General features: G+C 32.7%; 17 protein-coding genes. 5 read left to right on the forward strand and 12 right to left on the reverse strand.

Annotation, left to right across the window (positions count from 1 at the left end):
- Window positions 1-10: 10 nt before the first annotated feature.
- The 3 genes from DN393_RS10940 to DN393_RS10950 all read right to left on the reverse strand — a co-directional run bounded on the left by DN393_RS10940 (window position 11) and on the right by DN393_RS10950 (window position 2,945).
- On the reverse strand, window positions 11-979 hold the full coding sequence (locus tag DN393_RS10940; RefSeq protein ID WP_149173493.1) for a bile acid:sodium symporter family protein: 969 nt from the start codon (window positions 977-979) through the stop codon (window positions 11-13).
- 4 nt (window positions 980-983) lie between these two features.
- Window positions 984-2,375 carry an FAD-binding oxidoreductase gene (locus tag DN393_RS10945; protein WP_064476918.1) on the reverse strand — a complete coding sequence of 464 codons (1,392 nt, stop codon included), beginning with the start codon at window positions 2,373-2,375 and terminating at the stop codon, window positions 984-986.
- Between the two features lie 171 nt (window positions 2,376-2,546).
- The gene (locus DN393_RS10950; protein ID WP_061677712.1) at window positions 2,547-2,945 is read right to left on the reverse strand and encodes a DUF2871 family protein; all 399 of its coding nucleotides are present in this window, start codon (window positions 2,943-2,945) and stop codon (window positions 2,547-2,549) included.
- A 255-nt stretch (window positions 2,946-3,200) separates the two neighbouring features.
- Between DN393_RS10950 and DN393_RS10955 the strand changes: the two genes are divergently transcribed.
- Window positions 3,201-3,704: a GNAT family N-acetyltransferase gene (locus tag DN393_RS10955; RefSeq protein WP_064476919.1), complete on the forward strand. Its 504-nt coding sequence runs from the start codon at window positions 3,201-3,203 to the stop codon at window positions 3,702-3,704.
- Window positions 3,705-4,172: 468 nt separating this feature from the next.
- Here the strand turns inward: DN393_RS10955 and hlyIIR are convergent, their stop codons facing one another.
- The 4 genes from hlyIIR to DN393_RS10975 form a co-directional block, all read right to left on the reverse strand.
- Entirely contained in the window at window positions 4,173-4,778 is a 606-nt protein-coding gene (gene hlyIIR, locus DN393_RS10960; protein ID WP_064476920.1) for a hemolysin II regulator HlyIIR, read from the reverse strand.
- A gap of 465 nt (window positions 4,779-5,243) precedes the next feature.
- On the reverse strand, window positions 5,244-6,482 hold the full coding sequence (gene hlyII / locus DN393_RS10965) for a hemolysin II HlyII (RefSeq protein WP_064476921.1): 1,239 nt from the start codon (window positions 6,480-6,482) through the stop codon (window positions 5,244-5,246).
- A gap of 302 nt (window positions 6,483-6,784) precedes the next feature.
- Window positions 6,785-8,020, reverse strand: coding sequence for an N-acetylmuramoyl-L-alanine amidase (locus DN393_RS10970; protein ID WP_064476922.1), 1,236 nt, complete (start codon window positions 8,018-8,020; stop codon window positions 6,785-6,787).
- 453 nt (window positions 8,021-8,473) lie between these two features.
- Complete coding sequence (locus DN393_RS10975) at window positions 8,474-8,767, reverse strand: ArsR/SmtB family transcription factor (protein ID WP_064476923.1); 294 nt, start codon at window positions 8,765-8,767, stop codon at window positions 8,474-8,476.
- A gap of 712 nt (window positions 8,768-9,479) precedes the next feature.
- On the opposite strand from DN393_RS10975, the gene DN393_RS10980 reads away from it, so the two are divergent.
- Complete coding sequence (locus tag DN393_RS10980) at window positions 9,480-9,845, forward strand: hypothetical protein (RefSeq protein WP_064476924.1); 366 nt, start codon at window positions 9,480-9,482, stop codon at window positions 9,843-9,845.
- Between the two features lie 365 nt (window positions 9,846-10,210).
- On the opposite strand, the gene DN393_RS10985 is transcribed toward DN393_RS10980, so the two are convergent.
- A complete protein-coding gene (locus tag DN393_RS10985; RefSeq protein ID WP_064476925.1) occupies window positions 10,211-10,651 on the reverse strand; it encodes a hypothetical protein in 441 nt (146 codons plus the stop codon).
- Between the two features lie 634 nt (window positions 10,652-11,285).
- Between DN393_RS10985 and DN393_RS10990 the strand changes: the two genes are divergently transcribed.
- Window positions 11,286-12,539, forward strand: a complete 1,254-nt coding sequence (locus DN393_RS10990) for a sensor histidine kinase (RefSeq protein WP_103655085.1) — start codon at window positions 11,286-11,288, stop codon at window positions 12,537-12,539.
- Window positions 12,540-12,990: 451 nt separating this feature from the next.
- Here DN393_RS10990 and colA read toward each other — a convergent pair whose 3' ends face one another.
- Window positions 12,991-15,906, reverse strand: coding sequence for a collagenase ColA (gene colA, locus DN393_RS10995; RefSeq protein ID WP_149173494.1), 2,916 nt, complete (start codon window positions 15,904-15,906; stop codon window positions 12,991-12,993).
- 203 nt (window positions 15,907-16,109) lie between these two features.
- The gene (locus DN393_RS11000) at window positions 16,110-16,787 is read right to left on the reverse strand and encodes an MgtC/SapB family protein (RefSeq protein ID WP_064476928.1); all 678 of its coding nucleotides are present in this window, start codon (window positions 16,785-16,787) and stop codon (window positions 16,110-16,112) included.
- Between the two features lie 303 nt (window positions 16,788-17,090).
- On the opposite strand from DN393_RS11000, the gene DN393_RS11005 reads away from it, so the two are divergent.
- Window positions 17,091-17,609 carry a GNAT family N-acetyltransferase gene (locus tag DN393_RS11005; protein WP_064476929.1) on the forward strand — a complete coding sequence of 173 codons (519 nt, stop codon included), beginning with the start codon at window positions 17,091-17,093 and terminating at the stop codon, window positions 17,607-17,609.
- The gene (locus DN393_RS11010; RefSeq protein WP_064476930.1) at window positions 17,606-18,523 is read left to right on the forward strand and encodes a hypothetical protein; all 918 of its coding nucleotides are present in this window, start codon (window positions 17,606-17,608) and stop codon (window positions 18,521-18,523) included. The genes DN393_RS11005 and DN393_RS11010 overlap by 4 nt, the downstream gene beginning before the upstream one ends.
- A gap of 21 nt (window positions 18,524-18,544) precedes the next feature.
- Here the strand turns inward: DN393_RS11010 and DN393_RS11015 are convergent, their stop codons facing one another.
- Complete coding sequence (locus tag DN393_RS11015) at window positions 18,545-19,453, reverse strand: VOC family protein (RefSeq protein ID WP_142387354.1); 909 nt, start codon at window positions 19,451-19,453, stop codon at window positions 18,545-18,547.
- 175 nt (window positions 19,454-19,628) lie between these two features.
- Entirely contained in the window at window positions 19,629-20,540 is a 912-nt protein-coding gene (locus tag DN393_RS11020; protein ID WP_064476932.1) for a VanW family protein, read from the reverse strand.
- Between the last annotated feature and the right edge of the window lie 4 nt (window positions 20,541-20,544).

Genomic DNA, 20,544 nt, shown 5'->3' on the forward strand with positions numbered 1-20,544 from the left:
TTTATCATTCCTATTTTTCTATATTTATTGATAAATTTTCATCACTAAAATTTCTCTTTGCATTTTTTGACCAAATGGTTGCTAAAATCGGTCCTGCAATGTTATGCCATACTGCCGCTAATACACTCGGAAGTGCAGCTGCTGGTCCAAAATGTGCTGTTGCCAGCGCAACACCTAAGCCTGAATTTTGCATTCCTACTTCTATTGAAATAGCCCTTCTTGTTCCTTCGTCTAGTCCAAGTACGAACGCTGTTATATATCCGAGTAAAAAACCAAATGCATTATGAAGCATCACTGCAATAAAGATAAGCAGGCCTGAAGAAATAATGCTACTTACATTCGCTGAAACAACTGCAGAAACTATAATGATAATTGCTACAACTGATATGAAAGGAATAACAGTCATTCCTTTCGTAACAGTTGTAGGGAAAAACTTCTTCACTACTAATCCTAAAATAATAGGTAGGATAATGACTTGTACTATAGAAAGAAACATAGACATAGCATTCACTGGCATCCATTGTCCTGCAAGTAATAATAAAATAAGAGGTGTAGCAATTGGTGCTAGTAACGTTGATAATGACGTCATTGCAATAGACAACGCTAAGTTCCCTTTTGCTAAATAAACCATAACATTTGATGCAGTGCCACCCGGTACTGAACCGAGTAACACTAATCCAGCTGCTAATTCGGCTGGCAGATTCATAACGTAGGCTAGTACGTATGCGACAAGTGGCATAATAATAAACTGAGCACATACACCGATAATAACTGGCAATGGTTTTGTAGCAATGATTTTAAAGTCAACAGCCTTTAATGTTAATCCCATCCCAAACATAACAACGCCAAGTAAAATTGTTATGTAACTAGTTAACCCGAGAAATGGTCCAGGAATGAAATATGCAATAGCTGCAATACAAATAACCCAAAATGCAAAATACTTTCCAGCTATAGTACTTATCGCTTCTAGTACTTTCACCCAATCATCCCCTATCCTTCAACTGAAAAACTTTATTCGGATTCAAAATATTTTGCGGGTCAAGAGCTTTCTTTATTTTTTCCATTACGAGTAATGCCGCCCCATGTTCCACTTCTTGATACTTCCGTTTTCCAATCCCAACGCCATGTTCTCCCGTACACGTTCCACCTCGTTTAAGAGCATATAAAACGATACTTTCATTTATTTCGTCGCCCTTTTCCACTTCTTCTTTATCGTTCGGATCAATCATTAAGAGCACGTGGAAATTCCCGTCTCCTACATGACCAAGAATACCACCGACAAGACCTACTTTATCTAATGTCTCTTTCGCATGTTGGATTGCACCAGCTAATTCTGAAATTGGTACACATACGTCTGTACTCATAAGCTTCTTACCAGGATAGCTATGAACGTAAGAATATGCTAGATTATGCCGTGCATCCCATAATTTATTTCTCGCCGCAGTTTCCGTTTCAAAAGCAACTTCTTTACATTTATGATCAAAAACAATTTCCTTCGTAAATTCTATATCTTGCTTTAGCCCTGCTTCATTACCGTGAAACTCTAAAAACAGCGTAGGCTCTTCTCTGTAACTTGTTTCATTATAATGATTTACTTGTTTCATAGATAATTCATCTACAAGTTCAATTCTCGCAATTGGAATACCCGCTTGTAATATATTAATAACAGCTTCTACTGCATCATTTATAGTTGGAAACGATGCTCTCGCAGCCATAACATGTTCTGGTATGCCGTATACTTTTAACGTTAACTCTGTAAAGCATCCAAGCGTACCTTCTGACCCTACGAAAACACCATTTAAATGGTAACCTGATGATGACTTCGCTGCTAAATTTCCAGTATGTATTACTTCCCCATCAGCAAGAACGACTTCTAAATCACGAACTTGATCACGCATTACCCCATACTTAACTGCTGTCGTTCCGCTTGCATTTGTAGCAGCCATCCCACCTAACGTTGCGTCTGCTCCTGGATCTACACTAAAAAACAATCCATACTTTTTCAATTCTTTATTAAGCTGAGAGCGAATCACTCCTGGCTGTACTCTTACAAGGAAATCTTTCTCTCTTATTTCGAGTATTTTATTCATGAGCGAAAAATCCATTGTAATTCCTTTTTCATATGGAATAACATGTCCCTCTAAACTAGAACCTACCCCAAAAGGAACGACAGGTTTTCCATGCTCACTCGCTACTTTCATTATCCTACTAACCTCTTCAGTCGTTTTCGGAAAAACAACTACATCAGGTAAACTACTAGTATGATAAGATTCATCTTTACTATGTAACTCTCTTACTGTCGTATTTACAACTACTCGATCTTCGGGAAGTACACCCTTTAATTCATTTACTAAACGCTCTACCGTTATTTCCATCGTATACTCGCCTACTTCCTATAAATTTGAATTACAAAATATGTTAACTATTTTATACATAATAATCCGAAAAATTAAATAATTCAAGTTTTATACATATGAAATTCGTTTCTTACTGTCGAATAAACAAAAAGAACTTGCAATAACTATTGCAAGTTCTTTTCTATAAAACTACATTTTAAATGACTTCTTTATTAACAACATAAACCAAACTAAAGTAACTGCCATTAACGAATGGGAAAACCCTACAATATAAGTTAACCCTTTAAAATCCGCCCCATTTAGCTGAAGAAGCCCTCTCGCTGCCAATGAGCCTAGCATTAAAGTTAATGCAATGTTATGTAAAACAAACCACTTATTAAAACTTTTTGCTTCATGAAACGCGAATACTTTTGCTAATCCTAAGGCAATTAAAAAAAAGAAAAAGCCGAGTACAAGTGTATGTGTATGCAAAAGATTTAACAAAGTAGATCCTACAATCCCTTTATACTTTCCATACTCTCTAGCGAAAATTCCTGATAATAAACCGATAATCAAATACGTAAACGATGCATTATATAATTTTTTCATTATGTACCTCCTTGAATAGAATGTGTAGTGTGTCATATTTAGTAATAATGATAGTTATATAGTAAAAACTCCTAGTTACCTAGGAGTCATTGTATAAGTATCTCACTCTTTACAATCAATTCTAATTATAAAATATCCCTTTATACAAAACAAACGAACTTTATGTGAACAAGTAGAGCATAATGAAAATATGTTGCACTTTTGTATTTCGCAACCCATACTAATTGTTATAACTATTAAAGGTGGTGCAATGGATTGATAGTTCTTGAAACTGAACGACTCGTTATTCGCTGGTTCGATATAAAAGACGCTCCATTTATTCTTGAATTAGTAAACGATCCTGCATGGATTCAGTTTATTGGTGATAAAAGGATTAAAAACTTAGAAGATGCAAAAAAATACATCTTAAACGGACCCGTTGATATGTATAATAAAATGGGCTTTGGTCTTTACTTAGTAGAACGAAAAGAAGATCTCACTCCACTTGGTATGTGCGGGCTTATAAAAAGAGATTCATTAGAAGATGTTGATATCGGCTTTGCCTTTTTAGAGAAATTCCGTTCAAAGGGGTATGGCTTTGAATCAGCTTCTGCTGTAATAGACTACGGTGTACAAAAGCTTGGTCTGAAACGAATTGTAGCAATTACTACTATTGATAACATCAATTCAGGAAAGCTTTTAGAAAAAGTAGGATTGCAGTTTGAAAAGATAATTTCAGAATCAGGAGAAGATTTAAAATTATTCGGGTATAACATATAATAAATTATCAGATTTCTCTTTCAATCTAATCAAAAAACATTTCTTACATATACATTCCTAAAAGTTATTATAATTAAAATACTCATCTATTTTTTAACGTTATAACCACACTAATTTAAATCACAACTCTAATTTTCAGTACTGTATTTATTCTTAAAAATCCTCTATCTTGTTCTTAAAGTTGTCAAAACTCTTATGTAGTTAAATGAAAAGTTTATGCTAATATGTTACTAAGAAACTATGCGTTCCCTTAACCCTGTATCCGGCCCTGGACTTTTTACAGGGCCTTTGTTTATTTAAATTACTTATCACGTGCTTATACACATTAAAAGTCATTTCAAATGTAATAAACGATAAATAATAAAATAACTTAAGAATGAAGTGTCGAAAAAAGCCTAATTTCTCTACAATACATTGAGGAATTAGGCTTTTTAATAGGAAAATTAAGATTCATAAACAATGAGTAATTTATATATTAGGCTTATCTGTTAAAGCGGAAATAATCCTGTTCACTAAGTCTTCTGGCATCCATTCATGATTCATATCATTCGTTTCATTTGGTCCTAAAGAATCAATGAACTTTTTGAACTTTGGAAATAAAACAATTGAAGTGATCCAATGTATCGTATGATTTATAGAGAAGAAATGAAAAACTCCTTGTTTTTCGCCCTCCTGTAATATTGCTTTTAACTGTTCAAAATTACCTATGAAATATGGTTTAATCTTTTCTAATCTTGCACTTTCCTTAATAATCTCCTCATATGCCAATGCTCCAATTTCAGGATTTTCTTTTATATGTGTAGCAAAGACTGTTAAATATTCTTTAAGAGCATTGATAGGATTAAATTGATTCTTCTCAAGAAAATTAGGTAACTCATTAGCAAGGCCATATTTCTTAAACACTTCATAATACAGGTTTTCTTTCCCATTAAAATAGTATGAAGCCATAGCAACATTTACTTTCGCTTCTTTTGCAATTTCTTGTATGCTTGTACCTTCGTAACCACGCTCTCCAAATTTTTTCTTAGCAGCCTTCAAAATATTTTCCATCGTCTGCTCTCGAGATTTCCCCATTTCACACACCTCAAATAATATATATTTCACTTCAAAAATCCAATAAGGACTTTTAATAGAGTATCTTTTTAATGAAATTTAATTATATATTTAAAGTAGTAACTTAACAACCGATGAAGTCTTGATTACTTTAAACAATTCCCCACACAACGTACACCTCAAAAAGAAACATCTCCTGAATCTCTCCTACCCTATGTCACCATACAAAGAATTCTTTTAAAAATGAAATAAAAATAAACACCATACTTAAAAACAATATCCCCCTGTGTAGCATGAATAGCTTTCAAATACTTCATGCTCTTTTCTAATTGAGTATAAAAATGAACAAAAAAATAATAAGGACCCGAGTTTATCTATTTTTACAGATAAAATTGGATCCTTTCATTACATTATACAAACTTTTAAAAACCTTTATACTCATATCTTGATGAAATAATTCTCCATCAATTGTACCTCATTTACTGATTAGATTTGTTTAATCTCAATATAAGGTCCTTTGATGTTTAATTTGTTAATGTCATTTGAGATATTACCTACAGTTGTTTTTTCATTAAACGTGTAGATCTTTTCACCATTTACAAAGATACCCCAATTTCTATCTTGGTAACTGATACCATAACCAGCATTGCTAGATGTCGCTTTGAGTTGATTTCCATTCATTGAAAAAGATAATTTCCCTTTTCCTTTGTTAAGTTGGTTATTCACATTGTTGATACTACTCATTTGTTCTTCAAGGGCTTTATGGTTATCAAGAGTAACTTGATGGTTTTTCCAGTCTAATTTATAGTTGTTTGTAAAGAACTCATTATATGTATCTTTATTATTTGTTCCCCACCATTTTGAACTTACCCATTCGATATTGTACTGATCTGAAATTCTACGATTTGTTATTTTTAAATCAGATGTAGATTCTGTTTTATCAGCAGTAATAACTGCTACTACATTAGGAGAAAAACCGTATCCTGTTAAAGCTGGTACTGTATCTTTTGAAACAAAATTATTCGTTCCTTCATTATAACTACGTGATTTCATAAATAGTTGATTACCATAGAAAGTATTAAATGTATCACGATTATAAATTCCCCACTCTGGGAAATTAAACGATTGGAATCCTACTTTCCAATTTAATTTTTTATCTGTGTGAGTCTCTAATACCGTTTTATAGTCTACTTGATCATAAGATACACTTTCTTTCCAAGCGAAGCTACCTGTAATACTTGCATCGGCATTTGGCCCTTTATCATTTACCCCAACTTTAACACTTCCACCAAGTGTATACCCTACTTCAGAAGTAACCTTTGCTGAAGTCATTGTATTAACTGGGGCAGCTTTATGAAATTGAGCGCTATCAACACTTGTTATTTCTGCTTCAGTATGATATGCTGATGGCCATTTTAAACCTGCGTTATAGTATCCGCCATTAATTGTATATTTAGCATCTATATTACTACCATCTGTTGTAACAATTGCGATTTTTTTATCTGCATAAGGATCCTCAATAAAAGAAACCTTTATTGAATTTTTGATATTCTGCTTCATGTCATAAGTAGTTTTAAAACTATTATAGACTTTTCCACCATTTTGAAGATTTTCTACAGTTCCTTTAGAATCTGCAAATGCAGATGTTGCTTGTACACCAAGTAATCCAGACATAATAACGGACCCTACCGCAACACTTTTAACTATTCCCTTTGCTTTTTTCATACAGACATCCACTCCTTCTTAAACATTTAAAAGGTATAAACATATTATTTTTAGCTCTCAATACTAGAGATAGGTTCATAACTTTACAATGTAGAAATTTATTAATCTTTATGACAATAACTATCAACACTTGTTTTTCTAATTTCCATCTCTTTTTTTACTGATAACTATTATCAATATTATTAAAACACATAATAACGATTTAAACAACAATTTTAAATATGTATTTAAAATTGTTGTTTAAAAAAGTGCAAAAAAATTATAGAATTCTTTATTTCGAGAATTACTATATTTTCATTTACTTATTGCAACCTATATTCAGATACATTATTCCCTTTCCATTCATAATAATCTAAAATACCCTCATAAATGGCTTCTGCTGCGACCTGCCTTCCGTTTTCTGTAGATAACTTACTATAATCGATACCATTATCTATAAAAGCAAGTTCCGTTAACACAGCTGGCATTTCATTTTCTCTTATAACATGAAGATCTCCATGTTTAACGCCTCTATCACGTGTTTGAAGAGCATCTACTAATCGAGTTTGAATTTTTTCAGCTAAAACACGACTTTCTTCCACATGAGGATTTGTTTTTTCAGATTTAGAAGATTTATAGTAGTATGTTTCTGTCCCTTTTGCATTACCATTATAAGCATTTGCATGAACACTTATAAAGATATCCCCCTGATTTTGTTTAGCAAATTTAACACGTTCCTGTAAAGAGCTTTTTTGATCATGTCCAGGTCTAGTATCAGATTCACGAGTTAGTAAAACTGTAAATGGTGTATGTTTTTCAAGCAATTGTTGTAGACGTAAAGAAGTGTCAAGTACAATCTTACTTTCAGGTAATCCCTTTGTGTCTTTTCCAGGATCTGCGCCACCATGTCCGGGATCAATAATTATTGTCTTATTTTCTAAAGGATTACTTTGACTATATTGAAGCATATCTGTTTTTGCGGTTAGTTGTGCAGCTTCAGCACGTGTTATGAACCTATTTGGTTGCCAACCATTATCTGTACCAACTGAAATTTTTAAATCAATTAAAGTATTTGCGAACCTTTCACCCCAATGTCCCTTTAAATCTTCAAATTTACTTTGTCCATTGCTAGTGTTTTTATTTTGTAGTTTATATGCATTCACTAGCATAGTAGCCATAGCAGCACGAGTAACTTTTCCAGAAGGATTAAATATTCCATTTCCTTCACCTTTAATGATTCCTGCCTTTTCAGCTGCGGCGATATAAGGGGTTCCCCAGTGGTTTTGTGAATCTTTAAAAGATGGTTTTGCATTTAAATCAATGTTTATACCAAGAGCCCTTGTCATAATGGTTGCTGCAGAAGCTCTATCTAGTGTATCACTTGAACCAAAAGTTCCATCTGGATAACCACTCAATACTTGTTTATCAACTAAATAATTAACGGATTTGTCAGCCCATGCAGGAACATCTGGGAATTTGTGAGTATCTGCAAAAATACTAGTAGAATAAGATAGTAAACTTCCAGCAAGAATTCCTGTAGCAATTAATTTGTTCTTCAAAATTTAGCACCTCTAAAAAATTATTACAAGTTGGTAAATTATGTGTATTATAGTTAATCTTTAAATAATATGAATTCGAATAAAGTATAGATTAAGTTGGCATCATCACCATATTATAAGATAAAGAATCTAGTATAGAATTATCATTCCGAAAAGAATCCTTCGACATACACTTATAGATTGAGACTATTACATTTATTCACCAACATTGTGTAACTAGTATAGTTACTTATATATACGAGTGTCAATTGAAACAACCTTACATTTTTGTAAGGTAACCAGATTAATAATATATCAAGTAATTATTAAATAATGTAAATAATTATCTTTTATTTTAAGAACAGATTGATTTAAGCACACTCCTTCTAAATTATCATTGATGCCTCTTTCAATTCCTAATGTCCCTCTTAAAAAGGGCACTTTTGAAAAGTGCTCTTTTTAAGAATTATGAAGCTACAAACCTAGAATTCCTACAATCTGGCGAGCCTTAACATTATCAATATAATAATGCATCTCTAATCCTCGTCTTTGTACACGGAGCACAGTTCCCCTTAATTTTGATAGATGCTGTGAAACAGTGGATTGTGGGATTCCTAATATTTCTGTCAACTGTGTCACATTACACAGTTTATGGTGCATTAATTCATTTACAATTTTTAATCGAACGGGATGTGCCATTACCTTTAATACATATACATCTTCCTCTCGGATTTTAGCTAGATCTCTATTAGATATTAATGTTTTCATTTCGCATTCCCCTTTATTATTAATTTCTATTTTCCAATTATCCTTATAAGTAGTAGTTATAGATATTTACCATTTGTCCTGTTGAGAAAATGTATTCTCGTTCTTAAACAAAAAAAGACACCAATCCAATAAACAGCTTTTACTGTTCCAATGAATTGATGCCCTCTAATTTTTAGCCAAACTATATTTTGTTTTAAAAGGATTATTTTATAGTCTATTATATGATTTTAAATGAGACGTAACATTCTTTGTTACATAAAAAGTAATACTTTTCTCCCTAGTTTAAGTACAAATTTAAATTCTGATTTTTCTTTCTCACATTGTAAAATTCAGATGAAATGTTTCTTCATTTCATCTTATACAGCATATATTATGTATTTCTCAACACCAATAAACGTAGCTAAATCCCCTATAATGGTACCTCCAGATGGTAGCTGTCATTCCTTTTTAAAAGACCCTTTTCTTTAATTATAGGGCTTTTTAACTTTCCTCAATTAAAATATCCTTTTTATTTCATTATCTTGTTAACCCCAATGATATGTAAACCTCTTTTAATCTATTAATCCCCTATTACGCTCCTTCATGTAGAGATAAGGGAGACTTCTCGTTCAAATAATAAATTATGCAACATTGCATTTGATACCATTTTCGTTGTAATTATAATGATTACAGTGATGCTATTAATCCAAATACTCTACGTGGAGGTTTTATTATGTTTAAAAAATTTATTGTATCTTCTATGGCGCTTACTATGTTGGGTGGGGCTGTAACTATGCTAGAAACACCTACTGCTCAAGCAGCTTCTTATAACTCAACATCATCTTCTTACTTTGATGTCACTCCCGAAGAAGCAGCTGCTTTTTATCAATCTCAGGACTATAAAAAATTAAAAGCCTTTATGGATGACTTTGAAGCTAGAAATCCTTATGTTCCTGGTGGAGGCTATGCTCAAGGTAGTGTCCGTATGCAAAAATTCAATGATGCCCTTAGAGCTGTTAAATTAACAAATGTATACCAAGAATTTATTAGAATTTCGTACTACAATCATTATCCAGAACCAAATAATCAAAACAAATAAAATGCTTATTACTTTAACTTAGCCTAATTTTAAATGTATAGCCTAAAACTAGAAAAAACCACTTATATAAGGGGATTTTTCTAGCTTCCTATGTAATTCAGCTGAATACTGAGTTATTTTTATTTTAAGATTACTTACAACCGACATCCTCTTTTTTACACAAACTAGTAAATTAGCTATAAAAATATCAAAATGTATTTATAAATTGTTGAAAACAATTCCCTTCTGTTTAATAGTAAAAAGCGAGCACCTTCTCGTAATTACATAAGGTGCTCGTTTTTATTTTCATGTGTAATTCTCGATTTAATATAGTTACTTTCTAGTAAGTAAAAACTAAATTAACTTATAAACAAGGCTTTTTAAATTTAATTTATAGATTTTACTGCAACTTGGAATTGTCCCTTAGAACCATCATCATTTGAAACGTAAATTTTATACGTTCCAATTGGTAATGGAGATAAAGCATTCCGTACATTTGTAACATTATTTTTTTGTTCTCCAGGTTTTATATAACCACCAACAATTAGCTCCATATTTGGACCTTTCACACTATATCCCATTGTATTTTGGCCATTATTTTTCATAAAGAAGCTTAAATTTTCACTCCCATTATATACAAAAGAAGTTACAGCCTCTCCACTATAATCCATTGTTTGATTTAATAATAAGTCTACAGGAACATGTTCGACTATATGAATTTTATCATTCGTTTTGTGTATTTCTTCAGCATAAGTATTATTTCCTAACACACCAAGTGTTAATGCTGAAATTACTCCACAACTAAGCACTAGTTTATTTAACTTCATTTTAAGTTCCCCCTTGATGTTTGTAATCTATTACCATCATACCTTCTTTTTCAAGTGCGTTTTTATGTAATAATTCATATCTTTAAACCTATATATTTTAACTTTACACCTTAATAGTTATTGAAAAACTCACATTGATAAAGCTACAGTATTATGATATTAAAAAAGAACATGCAAATTTCAAAGTCCTTTTTAACAAGAATTCATACAATTAAGTACCAAAGCACTCAAATAAATAGCATTTCCATTTTAGATAAAATATACTAATGAAAAATTTTGAAATTTCCACTTTATAATTTGATATATTCCATGTTAATATAACGTAGGCTACAAAATATGATTCACAAGATATATTTTTTCACAGAATATCCATACTTAAAAACCCATTATTTTATTAGTAACTCAATCCCAGTTTTACCTATACAAAAGTTAATTTCTAGTTTCATATGTATAAATATCTAAGTAGATTTTTTATCTATTATTTTTCCTAACTTCCTTATCAATTCTAATACGATTAATATAATAGTACTTTTTCAAGTGCCCTTCCTTTTTTAGATAGAAAGTCTACTGATACTAAACATCTAAGTTTAACTCATACATAATCCAATATACAAACTATCGGAGATGCAAAACTATGGGAATATCTACTCTTTTATTAAATACCTTTATAATAATAATTTGTATCCTTAGCTACCACGTATTTTGGCTAGAATTTAAAGAAAAAATAACATGTAATAATATATTGATTTCTATCCTTTCCTCCATTGCTATTATTTTTTGCATGACTTTTCCTTTTCATCTACATGCTGGATTTATTTATGATTTACGTTTTATTCCTATCATATTAGTTTTTCTATATGGAAATACAAAAAACATTGTTTTTATAGGAATTTTATATCTTTCTTATCGATTTTTCTTAGGCGGAAATGGAGTTCTTCCATCATTTATTATCTTTACTATTATTTCTGTTATAACAATGCTCTTTCGTTACTTATTACCAATGTATGTTAAAGAAAAAAAGATATTATTAAGCTTGCTTCTTATTTTATTATGTACAACTTCACTTTCTATCTGCGGTATTGTAACTCAAATAAATACAGGTGGTAAAATTGACTCTACTCTCATAGAATTTTTATTAAATTATATAATCATTAATATATTTACAGTATTATTATCAGTGTATTTAATAGAGGGAATGATCGAGAAATATAAAATGAAAGAAAAGCTGCAACGGGCTGAAAAATTTTATATAGCTAGCGAACTAGCCGCGTCCATTGCACACGAAATCCACAATCCACTAACCACAGTACATGGATTCACTCAATTGTTAAATGAAAAACATGCCTCTAAGCTACCTCAGGATCAGTACTTGGAAATCATGTTAATTGAAATGCAACATATACAATCTACTATTAATAACTATTTATCTTTAACAAAACCACAGAACACCCTAAAAGAGAAAATAGATATTAATCATATTTTAAATCAAGTGAAAGACACTTTTTCACCACTCGCTCTATCATACAAAGTTGAAATAATACAAAATAGTACAAATTCCTTTTATATAAATGGAGACCCCGAAAAATTCAGGATCTGTCTAAACAACATCATACAAAACGGAATTGAGGCCATGATAAATGGTGGAGTATTACAAATAAATATACAGAAAATTAAAGGTAATATTATAATCGATATTATTGATTCAGGGGTTGGAATGTCCTCTCAACAAATAAAGCGGATTGCTTTACCATTCTATTCAACAACAGAAAAAGGAACTGGGCTTGGTACTATGATTGCCTATAGTATTATTAAAGAATTAAACGGTGATATAGAAATAGAGAGTAAATTAGGTCAAGGTACACGATTTTCCATTAGTATCCCCTGCTAATATGACGTAATAAGTTAAATAATGAAATTTTTCATTTAACTTATTAAATAAATTTCAAAAATGCCGCTTCTTAACTCATTAATCATCTTGATTTCGTGAATAAATTAAACGTAATAAGGACCAGAGTATATCTGTTTTTATGGATAAACTCTAGTCCTTTAATTAAATCAAACATACTTAAATTTTATTACTTTGCTCACATCTCTATGAAATCATAATTCATCGATTGTATCTCATTTACTGATTAGGTCTACTTAACTTCAAGATAAGGTCTCTTAATACTTGATTTCTTAATATCATTAGATACATTACCTATAGTTATTTTTTATTTTAAATATTAAATTTTTAACATTCGTAAAGGTACAATATCTTCATAACTGATATTGTAACCTGTATTACTTGATATAGACTTAAATTGATTTCCATTCATTGAAAGACAATTTCTCTTTTGCTATTTCACTTCTACCGTATAATTCCCTGTTCCTCCGCCATACTGATACACATGTAAATAATATTTTCCTGGATACGTGTAGTAACTTCCTACTAATTTATTTCCTTCTTGCTGGGCATACGTAACATAATTATTTAAATCCGCTTCTGAATAAAGAACCCAGTTTACTCCGATATTATTTTCCTTCGTTACATTAATTTGTAGGTTTTTCGCAGTTTCCACATTTATTTCAAAGTAATCACTCGTATCACCGTTTCCTAAACTAGCACGTAAAACTTGATTTAACTGCAGTTTATTTGCTGTTTGGAATGAATTATTTGGCTCTTTTTCTACACTGTTATCTTCTTTCTTTTGAACCGTTACATTCGTTGTAACAGTATTCGTTAATCCTTTGTCATCTGTTACTGTTAATTTTGCCGTATATGTTCCTTCTTTTGTATACACATGAGTCGGATTTTGTTCATTACTTACAGTACCATCACCAAACTCCCATTTATAAGCAACAATTTTCCCATCTTCATCTTTTGATCCATCGCTTTTAAACGAAATTGCTTCATTTATATTTCCACTATATGGACCATTTATAACTGCAATTGGTGCTTTATTCACAGCACCTTCTTCTGTATTGATACCATGGAATACAACGTCATATTCAAATTGTCCTGATGCATTCACACGATAATTCACAAAGTACGCTGTTACTGTTTTATAGCCTGTCCATTCTTTTGCACTTAAACGTTTTAACGTATCATTCACGTTTTGTGTAATTGTTTTCCAGTCTTCATATTCCCCTTTCGCAGTAGTACCTGTATACGTTCCTTGTAGTGTAAATGTATTAAAGAACTGTGATTTATTTTTCTTAACTGATACATTGCTTAATTTTGCTTCTGCTGTAATTTCTGCCGCAATATCTGAAACTGGTTTTGGTGCATGAGTTGCTAAATAATCATCTGATACTAATGGAACATTATATTTCTCACGGTTATCGACTAACATTTGCATATAGTCTTGATACTCTTTATTTAAATTCGCATCTTTACTTAATGCAGAACGGTATGCATCATATGCTGTTACATCATTTTTTCTAATAAGATCATGAACTTTGTCAAACATATCGTACCTCTTATTGTACATGTACGATTGTAAAGCGAAGGAATAATTGTAGAAATCCCACGTTCCATACTTTGCATTTAACGTTCGTTCTGCCGTATAACGTTCTGCTGGATTTGAAGATATCCCTCCTATAATACTCTTTCTCGGTACAACATTATCTGTTCTCGTTGCCCCTGCAAAAAACTCCGCATTCCCTTCTTCAAACCAGGATAATCTCTCGTTCTCATACATCTTACCTTGTCCCCAAAGCCCTGGTACTTCATATCTACCTTGCAAGTAATGCGTGAACTCGTGTCGGAACAATTCTTCTAAACTATAAATACTTTCTTCTGGCGTACGTTCATAAGTAAAGAACGTACCTGTTCCTTCTATATAAAGACCTCCGTTATTCGTTTCATACCCGTACAATTGACGGTTAAATTGATACTCAGCTGGACTATTATAAATAACCATCGTTAATACATCATCAGGATTTCCTTTTTCTAAAGGTTGATCACTTTCAACCGTACGATGGAATTGTGCCTTCACTTCTTTTGCCGCCCAATATAGACGTTTTACCTTTTCTTCTGTCACTTTATCTCCAGCTTTTAAAACAATTGCACCATCATCAAACGTATACGTTTTCGGCAAATACTTTTTCTTCCCATCTTCTCGTATTTGATCTAAATTAACAACATTTCCATTTGCATCTTTCCCGCCATAATTCGTCGCGATTTGCTCAGCCGCTACGAAATATTGCTCTCCTAAATACGGATACATTTTCATCGCGTCTGTTACAACTTGCAATCCTTTCGTTCCTGTACTATGGAACGTACCAACTCTACCTGTATAATAAATACCATTATTAATTAACCAACCACTCTTCTCTGTCACCGTTCCAATTAAAGAAAAACGACTTAATTCATTAATATAGCTATCAATTTTTTGGTACCATACTGTATCTTTCGGTGCTTTTCTCGTATCGTACAAATACGATTGAATGTCGTAATCAACACCTTGCATAATATCGTAAATCGCATTTCCAACTGATAGATTGTCTACCAATGTAGAAAAATTATCGTTATATTGTTTGAAAATCTTTGCAGCTGATGTTATCGTTTCCACATCACTCGAAGCATTTCCTATTAATTTTCCGTATGATGATACAACTCTATTTTGTTCTAACGTACCAAGTTTAAAATTCGGGTTATTCGCAATCGTTTTTAATGCAGGTAAGCATGTATCATGATAGCTCCGCTCATTTAGTTTACTTAATTCTGTATGATAAAATCCTAAATAAAACCCTGAACGTAATACCTCTACTAAAGTCTCAATCCCTTTGGAATCATCTTTCGTATAAGCTTGTCCTTGCTGCTTCAATTTATCAATAATTTCCTGCATCCTACTATCATTTTGATAGAATGCAAGACTATCCTTATTAAACTGAAATAGACCCGTAATTTGCTCCCAATTGATTGTTACAAGTAAATCTACTAACTGCTGATTGCTTAATTGATTTAATTCAGCAATTGTATAAGTTTTCGCTGCAGCTAATTGCTTACTTTCCTTTTTCACTTCAGGCGGTCTTTGCGACAAATCAGCAAATTGTAGCCTTTTCTCAAAAGACTTGCTTTCAAGCACTTTTGATGAATGAGCTAATTCTTGCACTGGTAGTTGTACACCAACTGGCTCCATTTTGAGCACATTCCGATAAGAAACTTGCTCTCCCTTTGTACTTTCTGCCAATGTGCTCCCTTGAAAACTTCCTAACATTAAACTAGCAAAACTTACCCCTACTAACACTTTTTTTGAATAGCCTTTCATGCTCTCCCCTACCTTACATTTTTTAGTGTCCTGCACCATTATTTTACTATTCTTACTTTTTATTCTGTATTGAGAAAAAATAAGGGAACGTTCACATATGTATCCATTCCTAGCAAGATTAACCCTTGACTTTATGTGAATTTTATATCAAAAAAAGATAGATAATAGCGAAATTCCTGCTATATCTATCCTCGTTTTCAACGCTATGATTTTAACTTTATAAACGTAACTTCCGGTAATGTTTGCATATGCTGAATAAATTCATTCTTTTCTTCTGACGATATATTTTTCAGCTGCATCCCTACCTTATAAACTATTTCCGTACCTCGCTGTAAAGCTTCCACTTCATATGACAGTATTGGAATGCCTTTCACTTGAAGCATTTCTACTATTTGCTGTACCGCCTCATGTTTATTTATACACATTTGCACTGTTATATTTTGCGGAAATAAAAATTGCACCTTAAAAATACGACTCACAATCTCTAAACCAATTAAAACGAGAATCGTCGCTCCAATGCCTACTACATACATGCCAGCCCCTATTGCTAATCCAATTCCTGCTGTAGCCCATAAACCAGCCGCTGTCGTTAATCCTTTCACTGCCTGTTTTTGAATAATAATTGTACCTGCACCTAAAAAACCTACTCCACTAACAACTTGCGCTGCAATACGGCTCGGATCAAGAGCCATATGTTCTTCATTCATAATATCTGAAAAAGCATATTTCGAAACGACCATTATTAATGCACTTCCTACCGCTACTAGGAAATGTGTTTTTAATCCCGCTTCTTTTGATCGAATTTCCCTTTCAATACCGATTATTGCTCCTAACAAACCCGCAACACCGATTCGTATAATCAAATCAAAATTTACACTCACGAGCCCTTCCCCCTTTCATTCATTATAGATAGATAAAACAAAAATTATCACACACATCCATTTATCGATATAAAAACATTTCATTAAAATATACTTAATATCCTAGGTGATTTATGTTAATATTTTCAATATTAACATAAATAGAATTCAGCCCACTTTTTATACGAAAAACCATAAACTTTACTTTCCATTTAAAAACGGGATATGGATTGCATAAAATGAGGTTGAGAAAGTTTAGAAAACGCTTACATTTCGCGCCGTGTTTTTTTATACATACTACATAAATAAAGGAGCTTACTAACAATGAACGTCTCTTTACTTACACCTACTATCGATTTACAAGAAGAATACTTAGATTTTTATAACGAATGGAAAGATAGCGGTGAAACGATGATTCCGTGGGTTATCTCAAAAGATCCCTCTAATTTCACGGCAATGATTCAAGAACTTCACGATGCACATAACGGAATAAACCTCCCTGAATCTTGGGTACCAGACTCTACGTATTGGCTCGTTACAGATGAAAATAAAATTGTAGGAGCTGTTAATATACGTCATAGTTTAACCGAACATTTATTTAACGCTGGAGGTCATATCGGTTATGGCATTCGCCCTTCTGAAAGAAGAAAAGGTTATGCTACGAAGTTATTAGAATTATCGCTAGAAAAAACGAAGGAATTAAACATCGAGAAAGTACTTGTCGTTTGTGACGAAGTGAATACAGGATCAGAAAAAACAATTTTACATAACGGCGGGCTTCGTGATGATGATTTCATTGAGGAAGATGGAAATGTAGTAAGAAGATTTTGGATTAAGCTATGAAAAAGTCATCCGATGAAAATAACCTTGTTATAGAGAAATATAGTAGAAGTAATGAGCTAAAAGTAAAACAATTTATTGATTTATACAATGAAGACTCTTATCTATTTAACTTATTACGAGATAATAAAACAAGATGTGCGTATGTTGCCTACTATAAAAAAGATGTAGTAGGCATCTTTCTCACCTGGAACAATAACTTCCATCCATACTGCACATACTTTCGAATATATACGAACCCTTTCTATTCAGTGCTACACATAGAACAAATCTTATTAACCGAGATTCTAAAACGAGAAAACTTCAAATTACCATTACAAACCTCTATATGGGAAACATCGGCTCATTTAAAAGACTATTATGAAGAACATAATTTTACGGAAATCCGAAAAACATATATGCCGATATTAGACGTACGAAAAATCATAGCTATCGATACAATGCTTCATTCAAATTATGATGTACAAACCTTATCAAACATCTTGTCTAATAATAGCTTCTTTGAAAAGCTAGCTCACTTAGTAAAAACGAATTATGAGGATACTCACTTAGCAAATCCCGTTGCCTCATACCCGCTCGAAACTTGGAAAGAACAGATCTTAACTGATGATGTGTTACTAGATGGGAGCTTTGTAATGATAGATGAAGAGAATAAAATTATTGCGTACTCTTTCCTCCATACATCAGAAAAAGATAATACGGTAGAACTAGGATGGTGTGGGACTCACACTACAGAAAATTTATCCTTACTGAAACTTCTCGTTTTCAAACAAGCTATGTATGCAAGTGAACATGGTTATTCTTTCATTCAAGGTGAATTCGATTCAACGAGTATATATGCAATGGAGATATTAAAATCCTTTCCTTTCAATCCTTGTGCTACTTGGATTACGTATCAAAAAGAAGTCGGAAAGTGATTATACACCTTCCGACTTCTTTTATGCTGTCTCTATTTCAAACTGCACTGTAATATCACTAGGATCTACTACTGTAAATCCGTTTGTACTTTCGTTTACTTTATGTTGTTTTTCTATTAATCTTTCTTTCACTTCATCTAACGCTTCTTTATGTGGTAATACAATTGTATATACCTTAAGTCCAGTTGCATACGCTGGTGGATGTGGATTATTTACTCCGTTCCACGTATTTGCACCTATATGGTGATGATATCCTCCTGCAGACATGAATAAGCAGTCATCTTCACGCTGTTGCACTTCAAATCCTACTGTCTCTACATAAAACTCGTGTGACTTCTCTACATCCGCTATTCGTAAATGTACGTGCCCAACGACAGTATTAGCAGGCAACCCATCAACCTCATAATCAACGAGTGTTGCCAGTTCTTTTAAATCAAGCGGCGTACTGCCTCCTGCTCCTTCTCCCCATTGATCGCGCGGACGGTCTGCATAAATTTCAATACCATTTCCCTCTAAGTCTTGTAAATAAAAAGCTTCGCTATACGTATGATCACTTGCACTATTAAACCTTGAAATTGGTAAAATTTCATTTGAATATGTATAACGCCCTTCTTGCTCAGCCGGGCTATCAATTACATTCTTATTTCGAATCACACCAAATAATGCCGAAGCAAACGCCTCACGAGTCGGAACTAAAAAGGCTACATGATATATACCAGTCGTACGCGGCTCTTGCAGTACCCCGTCCTCTAACTTTTCAAGAACAAGTAACGTGTTCTTTCCACCTTTTCCTGATAAATATGCTTTATTCGCCTCTTGCTTAATTACTTCTAAGCCTACTACATTCTCATAAAATGCAATTTGGCGCTCTAAATTTTGCACTTTAAATTCAACATGACCAATACGTGTTTTCGGATGAATTTGTACCATGAATAACTCCATCTCCTTATCCTGATATTTTCCTATTTCATATAACCGTTACTATGAAGGATACAACTAAAATCATCCTATGTAAATAAGAAAAGTCGGAATTTACAATCATTTTTTATTTTCATAATAAAAAAGTCACCTCTTCTAACTTTCAGAAAAGGTGACTTTATAACTATTATTTCATTTTATGTACTTCAGCAACTAACTTTCCACCCTGAATGCCCATATAAAGTTTCACAGGTGCATCATTCGTGTTTTCAAACACTAAGTCTAAGTATGGATATGCAATTGTAGCATCTCTTCCTTGTGGAACATAACCTACCGTTTTAGAATGTGTCGTTCTCTCTACCATTTTCAAACCAGCTTGATCTGCTGCATTATATAAAGTTGATGATGTTTGACAAACACCACCGCCGTATCCATCTACTAATTTACCATCTACAATTTCTTTTCCTAGTTGATATCCTTTATCTGGCGTTGTATCACCAATTAATGCATTGAAAGAGAAACTGTCTCCTTTTGCTAATACAACTCCATTTATGCTCGCTGCTGACAAACGGATATTCTCAATACGGCCACCTGCTGAGCCACCTAAATTCGTTTCATATCTACCAATTACCGTACCACTTCCTTGCGCATCACTTAATGTTGCGACAGGCTTTTTCTCAACAATAGGTAATTGATATGAAGAATCCCACATACCAACGTTTAATAATTTATTTACTAGCTCTTTTTCCATTAATTCAAAAGAAGGCTTTCCTTCTTGCCAACTTCCGTCAGATGCTAAACGTGAAGGAACCATCTTTTTGTCAACGTTTTTACCAACTTCCTTAGCAACCTTCTCTACCGATTTTTTAAATTTTGCTTCATCTTCAAAATAACCTAGACTCGATAAATCTAGCTTTTTCACTTCCGTACCTGTACGACCATCAACTAAACTAATAGAATCCTGTACTTCTGCTTTAGCCTCTACCGTGTGGCCACCAATGTCACTTACTAATGCAACATCACTTACTTTTGTGCCACAACCACTTACTACAGCTACACATAACACCCCAACTAATATACCCTTTACTTTACGGAACAATAGA

This window comes from Bacillus sp. BPN334 (genome assembly GCF_008368885.1).
GTDB lineage: Bacteria > Bacillota > Bacilli > Bacillales > Bacillaceae_G > Bacillus_A > Bacillus_A wiedmannii.